Below are 15749 nucleotides of genomic sequence, written 5' to 3'. Positions count from 1 at the left end.
CCCGCGACGTTTTCCGGGAGTCGTCCTGCACGAACTATTCCGCAGGAAAAGCCCTGGTTTCGGGGATTTTCGCGCGCCGGAACGACCGGGCATGCCCAGCGAAACGGCAATGCGCCGAACGATTGGGCGCCGGCTTAATCGACGTCCTTGCCGACCGCCTCGGCAACCGAGGCGAAGCCGTCGCGTTCGAGGCATTTGAGGAGATCGCGCTTGATCTTGGGGACCAGGCTGCCGCCTTGGTAAACCATCGCCGTGTAGAGCTGCACCAGGCTCGCGCCAGCGCGGATCTTGCGATAGGCGTCCTCGCCGGTGGTGACGCCGCCGACCCCGATCAGCACCAGCTTTTTGCCCACCCGCCGGCGCACCTCGGCGAGCACGCGCGTCGACGGCTCCATCAGCGGCTTGCCCGACAATCCGCCGCTCTCGGCCGCGTAACGGCTTTTCAGCGTCGCCGGACGGTCGACGGTGGTGTTGGTGACGACCATGCCGTCGATACCGCTGGCCAGTACCACGGCCGCGATGTCGTCGAGCGCGTGGGCGTCGAGATCGGGCGCGATCTTCAAGAGGATCGGCTTCTTTGCGGCGCCGCGCGCCTCCACCAGGGTCGCCAGGAGGGCGGTCAGCTCGTCCTTGCCCTGCAGGCCGCGCAGGCCGGGCGTGTTGGGCGAGGACACATTGGCGACGACGAAATCGGCGAGCGGCGCCAGTTTCTCGAAACCCTTGCGGTAGTCGGCGATGCGGTCGGTCGAGGTTTTGTTGGCGCCGATATTGATGGCGACGATCCCGCGTCCGGCCTTGCGGCGGGCCAGACGCGCCGCGGCGGCGTCGATGCCCCGATTGTTGAAGCCCATCCGGTTGATGATCGCCCCGTCCTCGGGCAGGCGGTACATGCGCGGCTGCGGATTGCCCGGCTGGGGCAGCGGAGTCACGGTGCCGCTCTCGACATGGCCCAGACCCAGCTTGAGCATACCTTTGTAAGCCCGGCAGTCCTTGTCGAAGCCGGCCGCCACCCCCAGCGGATTGGGGAAATCGAGCCCCAGCACCGACACCTTGAGGCGGGGATCGTCCTTGGCCGGTCCGGGCAGGAAAAACCCGAACCGCGCCATCAGTTCGACCGTTAGGTGATGCGCCGGTTCCGGCGGCAGGAGGCGTATGGCGGCAACAGCAATATCCATTCCCCAATCGATGATGGACATCCCCTGGACTCCTTGCGCCGTAAAGTGGTAATTCCTATTAAGCGACCGTGTATAGGAAGATTAACCAACAGAGGGACGAACTTCTTATACCGGTGGCCGGCGTTCGCCGACTTTGCTTAATCGACCACGGCCGCGCTCTTGCGCAAGCTGCGTTTTGGCCCATCTAGGAACTGTCCAAGGGATTTCGCATGCTGACGCACAAACAAATCTGGAATGCCATCGACGCGCTGGCGGCGAAGAACAAGCTGTCCGCATCGGGGCTGGCCAAGCAGGCGGGGCTCGATCCCACCACCTTCAACAAATCCAAACGCGGCATGCCGAACGGCAAGCTGCGCTGGCCTTCGACCGAGAGCATCTCGAAGATCCTGGCCGCCACCGGCGCCAGCCTCGACGAGTTCGTCGCCCTGGTCGGCGGCGAAATCGGCAATCGCGGCCCGATGCGGCTGGTGCCGCTGGTCGGCATGGCCCAGGCCGGCAGCCGCGGCTTCTTCGACGACGCCGGCTTTCCGGCCGGAAGCGGCTGGGACGAAATCCCGTTCCCCGATGTCGGCGACGAACGCGCCTATGCGCTCGAGGTGACCGGCGATTCCATGCTGCCGGTCTATCGCGACGGCGACCGCATCATCGTCTCCCCCGCCGCTCCACCGCGCCGCGGCGACCGCGTGGTGGTGAAGACGCTGGCCGGCGAAGTGCTGGCCAAACAACTCTCGCGCCTCACCGCCCAGCGCATCGACCTCAAATCGCTCAACCCGGCCTACGAGGACCGCAGCTTCGCCTTAAGCGAAATCGCCTTCATCCATCGGATCATTTGGGCGAGCCAGTAAACTCGGCTGTCATCCCCGGCGTGCAGTGCGAGCTTGCGAGCGTCGCGCCGAGCAAGCCCGTCAGCACCGAATCCGTCTACGCGCCCACCCGGTCGCTGCGCTGACGCTTGCTCGGCGGAATGCCAGATAATTTGTAGACGGCGACGTCCGCGCAACGCCAGAACGCGGACATTTACCGGCAGCCAAGGAAAGTCATATATGCGCCGATTGTGTTGAAAAACTCGTTCGCGGACGGCTGTAACGCAATTCCAGAATCGGCGCTGCATCATGATTGAATCTATGATGCGTATTAACCGCATGCGCTGAATCGAAGTTGCGCAAAAACGGGCCCAAAATAGTTTTTCAACACAATCCGCCAAAAGTCGCCGTTCGCGAACCCTATCCGCCGCCGCCCTCAGCCGGGTAGGGACCATCCGTCTCAGAGAAGCAGAAGTTGTAGTGAAGCACCCAGTGAGGCTTTGTCGTGTCGAATTCGCAGGCGAAATACTTGTTCATCCATTCCTGTTCAAGGAAGGACATTTTCATGGCACCGGCCCGGTACTGCTTCGGAACATAGATGACGGTCACGATGCCTGCTCTTTGACGGACAAGAACGATCTCCAAGTCTCCATCGGCGGCGATTTGGGCGATTGAACGCTTCTTGTGTTTCGGATCAGCCTTGTACAGGAAATCGTTCGTTTCCTTATCCAATTTGCCGCCTTCGAAAAAAGCCGCACCAAAGGAGCGAAGGGTGCGCTCGTCTCTAGACAGGAGGGCCGTCAAAAATGCCTTGGCGATCACGACATCGTCGTCAATGGCACTTTTCGCAACTGTCGCCCCTCCGTTTCCTTTAGGTGTGGCCCCCTGGACTGTGGAAAGAACACAAACCATTCCGATGGCGACCGCAACCGAAGCGCACCGCAACAGAAGCTTCGTCATACCCCCCTCCCTTAATGAGGTTAGCATACACCGAGAGCGAACAACGCGCTGCGCTCAAGTGGCAATGAGGAGCGGCAGGTTCTGGCGCATCTCGGAAGCAGCTCGAAGGTGCGGAGTCCGCTCCAAACTTGCCGTTTCCATTCGCAGATGACGCGGACGGCAACACTCCACCCGAACCCGGACATTGCCAGCGCCCCGGCTACTTCCGAGATGCGCCGATAGTTGCCATTCCCGGCGACGCGAGCCGTCGCCAATCGCAATGGCGGGGCGTCAGCTGTGTACTTTCTGCTGAACCCGCGTCAGCGACAGTCCGAATTGCTCAAACTCGTTCGGCGCGAGTTGAAACCTGACCGTTGGGCCATGCGGAGACTTGATGATCAAACGTACACTGGGACCAGCCCAAAGCTCCATACGAGCTGGGTCCGACGGCGTTGTGTCGGCTACGACAGCGGCAAGGGTCCACGCCGCGGATGGCGTCGGTTTCGCCTTGTTGCACGCCACGACAAGGGAGTTCCATTCGGACGCTTCCAATACCATGCTATTCGTCTTGCCTTGGTCAACAATTCTGATCACTCCAAATGCATCGTCCTGCCAAGCCCCCTTGCTCACGCCCACAGTCAATTGAGTATCAGCGTGTTTCAATGTCTCGAATGGCTCAAGCTTGATGTCGTCTCTCGCGCGAGGCGTCAGAAGAACGACTGCGCCAATAACACAAGTCGCAACTAGTGCTAAGAACAAGTACCGCGTCACTTTTTTTGGCGATCGTTGCACCGCAGTATCTTCTTCCGGCGAGGGTTTCCCAAAGCCCGAGGACACGCCTATGACAGCCGCCATGCCAACCCCGAAACCGGCGTACACCAACAAAATCCCTGTCGCATCGGCGAATGGCACAGCAGGCGATAGATCTGCTGTTCCAAGAAACATGAGGAGCGGAACAAAAACACCGACATTTACCGGAACGAATCGCAGCCACCGCGGCAGGCGTTGCCAGGGCGTCTGACTACTAATGCCGGCCCCGCTAATTATTGCGATTGCTCCCGCTGCCAGCCTGAACTCCTGGAGAGCGCGGGCGTCCCACACGGCCACGAAAGGCGGAACCCAATTGTATTGAACAGCGATCCACGCTCCCAATGCGACTGCGAGCCCAACAGCAAATACAATACCCCAGCGCATCATCCCCCCATTCCTAGCAGTGTAGTGATCACGCCTCTCAAACGGTCTTGCGCCCGGTACTTCAAGCATAATAGGCCGGATTACCTATGACCGGTAATGGCGCATCTTCCCCCTAGCTCGAACGACCGGATAAACACCCAAGCTCGCCCTTCGAGAAAATCCGACATTCCACATCTTGAAACGGCGCCGTTCGCACCTACCTCAACAACAGGTGTTTGACCGCGCTGGATAGACTGCAACGCAGTTGCGTTTGCACGGAGTTTGGAACGATTCGATTTCGATTCTGGACGCGGTGCTTACGGTTCTTGCGTTGGCGCGCCGCGATGCGCGTCCAAAGTTTAGAGCCATTCGATTTCGATTCAGGACGCCCGCCCTTCTCCGCTCTCCAAACGGGCTATTTCGTGGCGCCAAGCAGCAAGGCGATTGTCGTGGCACGATCGCCACTTAACCCCGATTTTGGCGATTTGAATTCAGGTTTTCACCCACTGTCATCCCGGACGCGCCACGGAGATTTTGATTTCTGGCAGGTTGGCGCGATCCGGGACCTACTCGGAAATCTGACTTGCGCTGAAGTGGTTCCCGGATCGCGCCCAAGTGCCAAACGGAACTGCCGGCATGGGCGCGTCCGGGATGACAGAGGTTCTTATGTCTCCTTGATTACTTCCTTGATCACTTCGCGCTGGGTGATCAGGCGGGCGCTGTGGATGCCGGTGAGATAATTCCACAGCCAGCTCCACGCCACGGCGAAGCGCGAGCGCGTGCCGATCAAGAAGTAGATGTGGGCGATGCCCCACAGCCACCACGCCATCCAGCCGCGGAAGTTGAAGCGGCCGTATTCGATGATCGCGGCGTGCTTGCCGATAGTGGCGAGACTGCCCTGATGCCAATAGCGGAACGGCGGCGGCGCCGTTTTGCCGTCGAGGCGGCGGCGAACCACTTTGGCCGCGTAGGCGCCTTGCTGCTTGGCGGCGGGCGCGAGACCGGGCACCGGCTTGCCGTCCTGCATCACCGCCGCGGTATCGCCGACGACGAAAATCGCGGCGTCGCCGGGCAGCGTCAGATCGGGGCGCACGATCACGCGGCCGGCGCGGTCGGCCTCGGCATCCAGCCATTTGGCGGCCGGAGAAGCCTCGACGCCCGCGGCCCAGATGATGGTGCGGCAGGCGATGGCGGTGTCGCCGATGCGAACGCCGTCCGGCCCGCAATCCGTCACCCGGCTGCTGGTCGAGACCTCGACGCCGAGTTCTTTCAACGACGCTTCGGCATAAGCCGACAGCGGCGTACTGAACACCGGCAGCACCCGCGGTCCGCCTTCGATCAGAAGGATGCGGGCGCGGCGCGTGTCGATGCGGCGGAATTCGCGCGGCAACGTGTAGTGCGCCAGTTCCGCGATCATGCCGGCGAGTTCGACGCCCGTCGGGCCGGCGCCGATGATGGCGAAGGTCAGCAACGCCTCGCGGCGCTCGGGATCGGATTCGCGTTCGGCCTGCTCGAAGGCGAGCAGCACCCGGCGGCGGATGGTGGTCGCGTCTTCCAGAGTCTTGAGACCCGGCGCGAACGCCTCCCAATCGTCGTGGCCGAAATAAGCGTGGCGCGTTCCCGTCGCCACGACCAGCGTATCGAACGCAAGCGCACCGCCGTCTTTCAGCAGCACGCGCCGCTGCGCGCGGTCGATCCCAGCCACTTCGCCGAGCAGCGTTTCGACATCGCTACGGTCGCGGAAGAGATGGCGGACCGGCCAGGCGATTTCGGAGGTCGCCAGCACCGTCGTCGCAACCTGATAGAGCAGCGGCTGAAAGAGATGATGATTGCGGCGGTCGACCAGCGTGATGGCGGCGCTCGGATGCCGGAGATCGTGGATGAACTGCAAACCGGCAAAACCGGCGCCGATCACCACCACCTTATGCGGCGTGCCCCCGCTGCGCGTCATGGATGCCCCCTGGCCTGCTACCGGCCAGTGTATGGGCATCCGACGGATACAGCAAACCCATCAGTCCCGCCTACGAGTGGTTCTCAGACAATTCCTTTGCTGTTCAAGAAGCCGCCGTAGGCTTTGTCGTTCTTCTCGATGTGCTCCAGGAGCCACTGCTTGAGGAATTTCAAAACGTCGATGGACAGGCACGCGTTCTTCTCGCGACCGGTGTTGAACGCCATCACTTGTTCGACCAGCTTCTTATGCTGGATCTTGTGCTGCGCGGCATCGGGATAACCCGTGCGGGCAAAGACGTCTTCTTCATGCTTGAAATGGATCTGGGTGTATTGCACCAGCTTTTTCAGAACGTCCTGCACCACGTCCTGGCTGCGGCTCTCCATCATCGCGGTATGCAATTCGTTGATCAGCGCGATCAGCCGCTTGTGTTCGTTGTCGAACTGCACAACTCCGGTGCTGTATTCGTCTTTCCAGGTAAACAACGCCATCTATGAACCCCCTGAATGCTGCGCCGATTTGAGCGGAGCCCTGCTTGCGCAAGACTTAACGCCACGAAGCAGACAGCGGAACTATTGCCGCAGGCCCTCGCCTGCGCTAAGCCACGTGGGTTGTGTTGCGCATGATCTTTATCCGGTCGCGATGCCTATTTTGTCGGAAGCACAAGCTTTCATCAGACGACTGATCAAAAGGCGTGCACCATGAGCATTACCGATCTCGATCTGGTACCGGGACGCGAGTGCGGCGCATGCACCGCCTGTTGCAGCGTGATGGCGATCGACAAACCCGAAATCCAGAAAGCGGCCGGGGTCCTGTGCCGCCATTGCCAAGGCGGCTGCAGCATCTACGAAGCCCGGCCGCAGGTCTGCCGCAGTTTTCACTGCGGCTGGCGGCAGTTTCCGATCCTCGACGACAATTGGCGGCCCGACCGCTCCGGCGTGTTCGTGGAAGTGGAAGAGATCGACGGCGAAACCGCGATCAGCCTGATCCTGATCGGCAATCCGCTGAAGACCGTGCGCCAGGACTGGTTCATCGATTTCGTGCGCACCGGCGTCGGCGGCCGCGTGCCGCTTTATCTCGGCATCTCCGGGCCGCCGGGCTTCAAGGGCGCTTCCGTGACGCTCAATACGCGTCAGATGTTCGAGGCCGCCAACACCTCGCGCGCGCAGGTGAAGACGCTGCTGGAACAGGACCTCAAGCGGCTCAAGGCGCACGAATTCGAACCGCGGGTGTTCCAGTACCGCGGCAACGATTTCGGGTGAAGGCGCGCTCCGGCGCCGTCAATCGGCCTTGGTGAACTCGCCCTTGAGTGCGCGCTCGATCAGGTTCGCGGTTTCGACGCAGCCGAACAGCGCGGCGAAGGAGCCGAAACGCGGACCTTGGGATTGGCCGAGGCAGACCTCGTAGATCGCCTTGAACCAGTCGCGCAACGGCTCGAACGCGTGGCGCTTGCCGATCTCGAAAATCTCGAACTGGACCTTTTCGGCATCGTGCTCGTCGCCGAAAGCGCGCAGCGTCTTGGCCAACTCTTCGAGGGCGGCGCGTTCCTTATCGGTGGGGGCGCGGAACTTCTTCGCCGGTTTGACGAAGTCTTCGTAATAGCGCACGGCATAGCCGACGAGCTTGTCGAGGCCGGGATTTTTCTCCGGCGAAGCGTCCGGCGCATAAGCGCGGATGAAGCCCCACAGCACCTCGCGATTGTGCGCGTTCGAGGCGCTGACGAGATTGAGCAGCAACGCAAACGAAACCGGATAGGTCTCGGCCGGAATCTTGCCGCCGTGGATGTGATAGACCGGATTCTCGAGGTGCTGGGCGTCCTCGGTTTCCTTGTTCCGATAGGCATCGAGGAACGCGACGTAATCGTCGACCGCACGCGGGATGACGTCGAAATACATTTTCTTGGCGGCGCGCGGCTTCTGATACATGAAGAGGGCCAGGCTCTCTTCGCTGCCGTAGGTTAGCCATTCCTCGACCGACAGGCCGTTGCCCTTCGACTTCGAAATCTTCTGCCCCTGGTCGTCGAGGAAAAGCTCGTAGTTGAAGCCTTCCGGCGGCCTGCCGCCGAGCGCACGCACGATTTTGGACGACAGTTCGACCGAGGAGATCAGGTCCTTGCCCGCCATTTCGTAATCGACGCCGAGCGCCAGCCAGCGCATCGCCCAGTCGGCCTTCCATTGCAGCTTGACGTGGCCGCCGGTGACCGGGGTCTCGACCTTCTTGCCGTCTTCTTCGTAGACGATGGTGCCCGCCTCGATATTGGTTTCGAGCGTCGGCACCTGCAGCACCACGCCGGTCTTCTCGGAAACGGGAAGGAACGGCGAATAGGAGGCGCGGCGCTCGGCCCCCAGCGTCGGCAGAACGATGTCGCGCACCTTTTCGAAATTGCGCAGCACCGTCAGCAGCGCCTCGTCGAAGCGGCCGGACTTGTAGCAGTCGGTCGAGGACAGGAATTCGTACTCGAACCCGAAGCGGTCGAGGAACGCCTTGAGGCGCGCATTGTTGTGGGCGCCGAAACTGTCGTGGGTGCCGAACGGATCGGGGATCGACGTCAGCGACTTGCCGAGATGCTGCTGCAGCATCTCCTGGTTGGGAACGTTGTCGGGAACCTTCCGCAGGCCGTCCATGTCGTCGGAAAACGCGACCAGACGCGTGGGCAGGTCGCTCATCAACTGGAACGCGCGGCGGACCCAGGTGGTGCGGGCGACTTCGCCGAAGGTGCCGATGTGCGGCAATCCGGACGGGCCGTAACCGGTCTCGAAGATCACTTCGCGGCCTTTCACGCCGCGGGTAAGTAGTTTGCGCGCCTCCTCGAACGGCCAAGCATGGGCTTTCAGCGCAATTTCCGATAAGGACATACCGAGTTCCTAAACTGTTTGGAAAGGCGGGGAAGCTAGGCTGGAGGGGCCATGTCGTCAACGTCCGCCGCCGAGTTTCTGACCGAATCCGACGCCCCCGGCGCCGCAGACGACGCCGTTTTCACGCGTTTGGAAGCGGATTTCGGGGACGAATTGAAGGCGGTGCTCGCCCTCTATCTCGAAAACTCGGATGCCTTGTGCCAGCGGCTCGAAGAGGCGATGACCTGTGCCTATTGGCAGGAAGCGGTGCGCGCCGCCCTCGAGATCGGCCGGGAAGCCGAGGGGCTGGGATTTCGCCGCGTGGCCGCGGCCGCCCGCAAACTGGCCGACGCCGCCTATCGCGCCGACAGCGCCGAGGCGCTGCGCAATGACGCCCAGATGGTGATGCTGGAATACGAGCGCTTCCGCCTGGCACTCGCCGCACGGTTTCCAAACCTGGTAGCATCCATGGTGGATTCCGTCGCATAGTCGCGGCGTGAACGATCCCAGAATCAACCCGCCCGACCTTTCGCTTCTCCTGGCGCTGCCGGCGCTCGTGCCCGCCGGTACGGGCGCGGTTGTTGACGGCGGCGACCACGGCCGGTTGCGTCCTATCGGCGCCGCCGAAGCCGCCGCCCTGCTCGCCGACGGCAATGTCCTCGTCGCCAATGCCGCCTTTGTCGCCGGGCGGTTGAAAGCGGCGCCGTCGCGGCTCTGCTACGACGTGCTGGAGCTGTTCGCCTTCGTGCGGCCGGGTACCCCCTGCGTGCCGAGTGCGCTCGGGATCGCGCAGGTGCTGGGTGTAGCGGTGGCGGATCAGACCGGAGCCGGCGCGTTGCGAGAATCCGCGCGGCTGCTGCTGGAAGAACTGCCCACCCTCCCCGCCAAAACGCTGTCTGTATTGCGTCCGCTCTGCCAGACCATGGCCAAAGCGGGATGGCGCTGGGCCGGACCGATCCTCGACATCATCGAGCCGAGCGAATTGCAGCGCGCCCCGCTTGCCGGGTTCGAAGTCTGGCGCACGCTATCGGAATGGGAAGACGCCCCGGCGCCGGGCAAGCCGTCGTCCCTGCCGGTGACGCCGGAAGAAGCGCGCGCGCGGCTGGCATCGCTGGTCGGCAACACCGGCGAGGAGCGCCCCGAGCAGCGCGCCTATACCGACGCCGCCGCATTCGCCTTCAGCCCGCGCGAACGCGCCGGAGCGCCGCGGGTGGCACTGGTGGAAGCGGGCACCGGCATCGGCAAGACGCTCGGGTATCTGGCGCCCGCGAGTTTATGGGCGGAGAAAAACGGGCCGGGCCTGTGGATCTCGACCTATACCCGCAATCTGCAGCGCCAGATCGTGGCGGAGTGTTCGCGGCTTTACCCCGATCCCGCCGAACGCGAAGACAAGGTCGTTGCCCGCAAGGGACGCGAGAATTATCTCTGCCTGTTGAACTTCGAAGAGGCGGTGAAGCGGCAGGCGCTGGCACCAAGCCATCGCACCATCGCGCTGGCGCTGATTTCGCGCTGGGTGGCGGCGACCGCCGACGGCGACATTTCCGGCAGCGGCTTTCCGGCATTCCTCGCCGCCTATCTGCCGCTGCGCGAAATCACCGACCGGCGCGGCGAGTGCATCTACGCCGCCTGTCCGCATTACCGCGTCTGCTTCATCGAAAAGATCGTGCGGCGGGCCAAGAATGCTCAGATCGTCGTCGCCAACCATGCCCTCGTCATCGCCAATGCGGCCCAGGATTGGCTGGGGACCGACGAAACCACCGACAATGGCGGCGAGCGGCGCACACGCTATGTCTTCGACGAAGGTCATCATCTGTTCGATGCCGCCGATTCCGGATTCGCCGCGGCGGTCTCCGGCACCGAAATGGCCGACATGCGCCGCTGGGTGCGCGGTCCCGAAGGACGCACGCGGTCGCGCTCGCGCGGGCTGGAAGAACGACTGAAGGATCTGGTCGAAGACAATGAAGACGCGCGCCGCGCACTGGAAGAAGCCGTGGCGGCGGCCAGCGTCCTGGCGGGCGAAGGCTGGACCTCGCGCCTCGGATCGCCACATGGGCCGGGCGAAGTGTTTCTCGCTGCCGTCTATCAGCACGTCCGCGCCCGCTGCGAAGATCGCGACCAGTTCTATTCGCTCGAATGCGAGACCATGCCGCTTACCGACGAGATGATCGAAGCGGCGCAGCAATTAGGCAAAGGCTTGAAGCGTCTGGCGGTGCCGTTGATGCGGCTCGCCAAGGCGCTGCGCCAGCATCTCGACGACAAATCGAGCGAGCTGGAACCTTATCAGCGGGCGCGGATCGATGCGGCAGCGCGCGGCCTCGAATGGCGCGGCAGGATCATATTGCCCGCCTGGATGAGCATGCTCGAAGCGCTCGAAACCGGCGAGATCAACGACGATTTCGTCGACTGGTTCGAGATCACCCGCGAAGACGGCCGCGGCACCGACATCGGTCTCGAACGGCGCTGGGTCGATCCCACCGTGCCGCTCACCAACGAAGTACTGGCGCGCGCGCATGGCGCATTGGTCACCTCGGCGACGCTGCGCGACGCCGGCAACGAAGACGATTGGCAATCCGCCGAAGTCCGCACCGGCGCAGCCCATCTGCCCGAACCGGCGCGGCGCGCGAGTTTCGGTTCGCCCTTCGCTTACGCGGAGCAATCGCGCGTGTTCATCGTGCGCGACGTCGAGCGGCGCAATCCCGACCAGATGGCGGCGGCGTTCCGCGAACTCTTCCTGGCGGCGGGCGGCGGCGCGCTCGGGCTGTTCACGGCAGTGCGGGCACTGAAGTCCGTCGAAACCAAGATCGCCGGGCCGCTCGCCGAAGCGGGTCTCACTTTGTATGCGCAGCATGTCGACCGGCTCGACACCGGCGCGCTGGTGGACTTGTTCCGCTCGGAAGAGAACTCGTGCCTCCTGGGCACCGATGCGTTGCGCGACGGCGTCGATGTGCCGGGGCGCTCGCTGCGTCTTGTCGTGTTCGACAAAGTGCCGTGGCCGAAGCCGACCATCCTGCACAAAGCGCGGCGGGCGCGCTTCGGCAGGAGTTACGACGATCTTCTGACCCGCTTACGGTTAAAGCAGGCGTTCGGACGGCTGATCCGGGGTCAGAACGACAAGGGCTGTTTCGTCATCCTGGAATCGGCAACGCCATCGCGCCTCTTGGCCGCTTTTCCGCCGGAAACGCCGGTTCTGCGTTGCGGTCTCGCCGAAGCCGTCCGCGAAATCCGTGGCTTTCTGGGCACCGGCCTGCTTCCTCCTTCCGCCTGACCCGGCAAAGTGCGATGCTAGCGCGGACATAGGGGCGGCTGGACAGCATGAACCGGATGATCGTGGCGGCTCTTTTCGCCGCCGTAGCAGTTTGCGCGAACGCCGAAACGACCGACGAAACGCTGCTGGTGCCGCCCTATCCGGCGGCGACGCCGTGGAAAAACATCACCGACAAATCCAATGCGCTGATGCTGATGCGCGAGTGGATTCCGGCCGATCAGACTGAAGACGACATCAAGGACATCCTGACCGAGCAGCATTTCTTCAAAGGCCAGATGACGCCTGCCGATTTCGTCAAAGGCATGTTCCAGCGTGTCCGCGGACAGTGCGAGAGCTTGCGCGCCAACGGCCCGGTGGAGCGTATCGATAACGGCTTTGCGGTCGCCTATGCCCAGCTTTACTGCTCCCACCAGAAAGGCACCGACAAGGATATCGACATCTTCCTGAAAGCGATCGCGGGCACCAAGGCGTTCTATGTCGTGCAATACGAGATCCGCCGCCCGGCAGATAAGAACCGCGTCGGCGGCGTCATCGAATTCAGCGGCGATCAGCTCGAAGCCGTCAAGGCCATGATGGCCCGCCAGGGCAACGCCAACAAATACCTCAGCGAACAAGTGAAGCTCTGCGCCGCTATCGATGCCAAGGGCGTCTGTCTCCCCGGCACCGTCACCGAACCGCCCAAACCGGTTGCGGCCCCCGGCGGCATGCGCCGTCTCGCCGACGACGCTTCGGCCGACTACGGTTTCACGGCGGGTAAGTCCACCGCCGACGAGGTCCGCAAGAAGTTCGGCAAGCCGATCACCGAGAACCACAATCCCGACGGCCGCTTTGTGCTGATGTTCGACGCGCCCGAAGGCAAAGGCCGGATGCTCGGCTGTCTGTTCGATTCTGCCGGTGTTTTGACCGCGATTCGGCGTTACGGCACCGAATAAGCGCGAAAAGCCGTGGGTTTCTCGATTCCCGAGGATGACGGAGGGGGGACGGCAGGCTAGTTTCCGGCCCCATGACCACCGAAAATCCCGACGAAACCCTGTTCGCCGCCGATGAGCCAGAGAGCTATGGCAAGCATTCCACCGGCATCCTGCCCGGTCACGTCCTGAAGCGCCTCATTCGCGCCCGGCGCGAAGTGGTCGCTACGGAAGAGTTCGACGACGCCCAGATCCAACCGGCCAGCATCGACCTACGTCTCGGCCCGGTCGCGTGGCGGATGCGCGCGAGCTTCCTGCCCGGCCCCAACGCCACGGTGCAGGAAAAGCTCAGCAATGCGGTGCTGCACGAGATCGACATCTCCAACGGCGCGGTGCTGGAAACCGGCTGCGTCTATGTCGTGCCGCTGCTCGAAAGCGCCGACTTCTCGTTCCGCGTTTCCGGCATTGCCAATCCGAAAAGTTCGACCGGGCGGCTCGATGTCTTCACCCGTCTCATCACCGACCGGGCGCAGAGCTTCGATCGCGTCGAGACCGGCTATAAAGGCCCGCTGTACGCCGAAATCAGCCCACGCACGTTCCCGGTGCTGGTGCGCAAAGGCTCGCGGCTGAACCAGCTGCGCGTGCGGCGCGGTAATCCGCAGTTCACCGATACGCAATTGCGCCGTTTGCATGCGGAAAGTCCGCTGGTCGATTGCGAACCGAATATCGAAGACGGACTGGGCCTGTCGGTCGATCTGATCGGCACGGATAGCGGCCCCCAGATCGGCTGGCGCGCCAAGCATCATACCAACATCATCGATATCGACCGGCGCGGCGTGCTCGATCCGCGCGAGTTCTGGGATCCGATCGAGCCCTCGAAGTCGGGCAACATCGTGCTCGATCCCGACGAATTCTACATTCTCGCATCACGGGAAGCGGTCGCCATTCCGCCCGAATACGCGGCCGAAATGGTGCCGTTCAATCCGCTGGTCGGCGAGTTCCGCGTCCATTACGCGGGCTTTTTCGATCCCGGTTTCGGCTACACCCAGGGCCGGCCGCCATCGGCGCGTGCCGTCCTGGAAGTGCGCAGCCACGAAGTTCCCTTCATCCTGGAACACGGCCAGATCATCGGACGATTGGTCTTCGAGCGGCTCACCGAAGTTCCGGTGGAAGCCTACGGCGAAGGTATCGGCTCACATTACCAGCGCCAAGGTTTGAAGCTTTCTAAACACTTCACCGATTAACCTTCGCAAATTGTTGCCCCGAATCCACAAGCGGTCGCAAACCCGACAGGTGAGACGGCGCGGCCCGTTGCGAAAGCGACGCGAGTTTGGACTTATTCGTCCCGCCGCGGATGACGACGAAGGGGCAAGAGCTCCGCGGAGGGTCCGCATTGAAGGGGGCAGCATGAGGCGGCTACGGCGCGGGAACGCGCCGGCCGCCTCATGAGTTTCCAGGGTTCCACGCCCGCGCTAGTATCGCGTTCGAACCCCCGGAACCCCGCGCATGGTTACACGCATTATCCTAGCGCTCTCCGGATTGATGATGGTGGCAACGATGAGCGCATCAGCAGCCCCGTTCAAACTTACCTCACCCACGCTGCCCGACGGCAGCACCGTGCCGATGGTGCACGTCTTCAACGGCATGGGCTATCACGGCCAGAACCGCTCGCCCGCACTCGCCTGGAGCGGCGCGCCGGCCGGTACCAAGAGTTTCGCCGTCACCTGTCACGATCCCGATGCGCCGAGCCCTGACGCTCCGCGCCCCGGCGGCTGGTGGCATTGGCTGGCGTTCGACATTCCTGCCGGCACGGCCGGCCTGCCCGAAAATGCCAGCGCCTTCGGCATGCCACCCGGTTCTATCCAATCGGTGACCGATTTCGGTCCGCCCGGTTACGGCGGCCCTGCTCCGCCGCCCGGCAAGCCACATCGCTATGTCTTCACGGTCTATGCCCTGAAGATCGACAAGCTCGGACTCGGCGCGAGCGACAGCATGACCAAGGTTGACGCAGCGATCCGCAACAATGCGCTGGCGTCGGCAAGCTTCACCGTGAAATTCGGGCATCCGTAACGCGATGCCCCATCTCGACACCTTCCTGATCTTCATGGCAGGCGCCTTGGCGCTCAACGTCACGCCCGGCCCCGACATGACCTTCGTGCTGGCGCAGGCGACCCATCGCGGCACCCGCGCCGGCGTGGCGGCGGCGCTCGGCATCGGCATCGCCACCATCGTGTTTCACATGACGCTCGCCGCGTTCGGACTGGCGGCGCTGTTCGCGGCGTTTCCGCTCGCTTACGACGTGGTGCGCTATGCCGGTGCGGCCTATCTCGTCTGGATCGCTGTCGGCATGATCCGCAATCCGCCGAAACTCTCCGAGATGAGCGCCGAAGAGGGCGTCAGAACCGCATTCCGGCAGGGCTTCGTCACCAACATCTTCAATCCCAAGGTGGCGATCTTCTTCATCGCCTTCCTGCCGCAGTTCGTGAACCCCACCATCGGGCCGGTGTGGCTGCAGATCATGATCCTCGGCACCTGCTTCTCGATTTCCGGCACCACGGTGAATGCGATCGTCGCTTTCGGCGGCGGCAAGCTGTCGGAAAAGCTGAAAGCCAATCCGATCGTCGGCCGCATCATGGGCTGGATCAGCGCCAGCGTGATGCTGGGCCTTGCCGTGCGGCTGGCCTGGAGCGAGCGGCGCTGAACC

General features: G+C 62.9%; 14 protein-coding genes. 8 read left to right on the top strand and 6 right to left on the bottom strand.

Translation table 11 applies throughout. The features are described 5' to 3' along the window. Positions 1 to 134: 134 nt before the first annotated feature. Positions 135 to 1196 carry a quinone-dependent dihydroorotate dehydrogenase gene (locus FHS84_RS19790; protein WP_208393986.1) on the bottom strand — a complete coding sequence of 354 codons (1062 nt, stop codon included), beginning with the start codon at positions 1194 to 1196 and terminating at the stop codon, positions 135 to 137. Positions 1197 to 1384: 188 nt separating this feature from the next. Between FHS84_RS19790 and FHS84_RS19785 the strand changes: the two genes are divergently transcribed. Continuing rightward, the gene (locus tag FHS84_RS19785) at positions 1385 to 2020 is read left to right on the top strand and encodes a S24 family peptidase (protein ID WP_166937272.1); all 636 of its coding nucleotides are present in this window, start codon (positions 1385 to 1387) and stop codon (positions 2018 to 2020) included. A 378-nt stretch (positions 2021 to 2398) separates the two neighbouring features. Here the strand turns inward: FHS84_RS19785 and FHS84_RS19780 are convergent, their stop codons facing one another. From FHS84_RS19780 to FHS84_RS19765, 4 genes are all read right to left on the bottom strand, one after another. Beyond that, positions 2399 to 2938: a hypothetical protein gene (locus FHS84_RS19780; protein ID WP_166937271.1), complete on the bottom strand. Its 540-nt coding sequence runs from the start codon at positions 2936 to 2938 to the stop codon at positions 2399 to 2401. A gap of 270 nt (positions 2939 to 3208) precedes the next feature. After that, complete coding sequence (locus FHS84_RS19775) at positions 3209 to 4114, bottom strand: hypothetical protein (protein WP_166937270.1); 906 nt, start codon at positions 4112 to 4114, stop codon at positions 3209 to 3211. A gap of 640 nt (positions 4115 to 4754) precedes the next feature. Next, on the bottom strand, positions 4755 to 6041 hold the full coding sequence (locus FHS84_RS19770; protein WP_166937269.1) for an NAD(P)/FAD-dependent oxidoreductase: 1287 nt from the start codon (positions 6039 to 6041) through the stop codon (positions 4755 to 4757). A gap of 83 nt (positions 6042 to 6124) precedes the next feature. Then, on the bottom strand, positions 6125 to 6529 hold the full coding sequence (locus tag FHS84_RS19765) for a bacteriohemerythrin (RefSeq protein ID WP_166937268.1): 405 nt from the start codon (positions 6527 to 6529) through the stop codon (positions 6125 to 6127). Positions 6530 to 6739: 210 nt separating this feature from the next. On the opposite strand from FHS84_RS19765, the gene FHS84_RS19760 reads away from it, so the two are divergent. Next, positions 6740 to 7300: a hypothetical protein gene (locus FHS84_RS19760; RefSeq protein ID WP_166937267.1), complete on the top strand. Its 561-nt coding sequence runs from the start codon at positions 6740 to 6742 to the stop codon at positions 7298 to 7300. A gap of 18 nt (positions 7301 to 7318) precedes the next feature. Here FHS84_RS19760 and FHS84_RS19755 read toward each other — a convergent pair whose 3' ends face one another. Beyond that, the gene (locus FHS84_RS19755; RefSeq protein WP_166937266.1) at positions 7319 to 8893 is read right to left on the bottom strand and encodes a lysine--tRNA ligase; all 1575 of its coding nucleotides are present in this window, start codon (positions 8891 to 8893) and stop codon (positions 7319 to 7321) included. A 51-nt stretch (positions 8894 to 8944) separates the two neighbouring features. Here FHS84_RS19755 and FHS84_RS19750 point away from each other — a divergent pair, with 51 nt between their 5' ends. The 6 genes from FHS84_RS19750 (at position 8945) to FHS84_RS19725 (ending at position 15746) form a co-directional block, all read left to right on the top strand. Continuing rightward, positions 8945 to 9361, top strand: a complete 417-nt coding sequence (locus FHS84_RS19750) for a hypothetical protein (RefSeq protein ID WP_166937265.1) — start codon at positions 8945 to 8947, stop codon at positions 9359 to 9361. Positions 9362 to 9368: 7 nt separating this feature from the next. After that, complete coding sequence (locus tag FHS84_RS22305) at positions 9369 to 12137, top strand: helicase C-terminal domain-containing protein (RefSeq protein WP_208393985.1); 2769 nt, start codon at positions 9369 to 9371, stop codon at positions 12135 to 12137. Between the two features lie 47 nt (positions 12138 to 12184). Then, entirely contained in the window at positions 12185 to 13069 is an 885-nt protein-coding gene (locus FHS84_RS19740; protein ID WP_166937264.1) for a hypothetical protein, read from the top strand. Positions 13070 to 13140: 71 nt separating this feature from the next. Then, positions 13141 to 14289: a 2'-deoxycytidine 5'-triphosphate deaminase gene (locus tag FHS84_RS19735; RefSeq protein WP_166937263.1), complete on the top strand. Its 1149-nt coding sequence runs from the start codon at positions 13141 to 13143 to the stop codon at positions 14287 to 14289. Positions 14290 to 14602: 313 nt separating this feature from the next. Further along, the gene (locus tag FHS84_RS19730; protein WP_166937262.1) at positions 14603 to 15115 is read left to right on the top strand and encodes a YbhB/YbcL family Raf kinase inhibitor-like protein; all 513 of its coding nucleotides are present in this window, start codon (positions 14603 to 14605) and stop codon (positions 15113 to 15115) included. A 4-nt stretch (positions 15116 to 15119) separates the two neighbouring features. Next, on the top strand, positions 15120 to 15746 hold the full coding sequence (locus FHS84_RS19725; RefSeq protein ID WP_166937261.1) for a LysE family translocator: 627 nt from the start codon (positions 15120 to 15122) through the stop codon (positions 15744 to 15746). Positions 15747 to 15749 lie beyond the last annotated feature (3 nt).

Source organism: Rhizomicrobium electricum (genome assembly GCF_011762045.1).
In the GTDB taxonomy this organism is placed as follows: Bacteria; Pseudomonadota; Alphaproteobacteria; order Micropepsales; family Micropepsaceae; genus Rhizomicrobium; species Rhizomicrobium electricum.
This window is presented reverse-complemented; position numbering and strand designations above follow the sequence as displayed.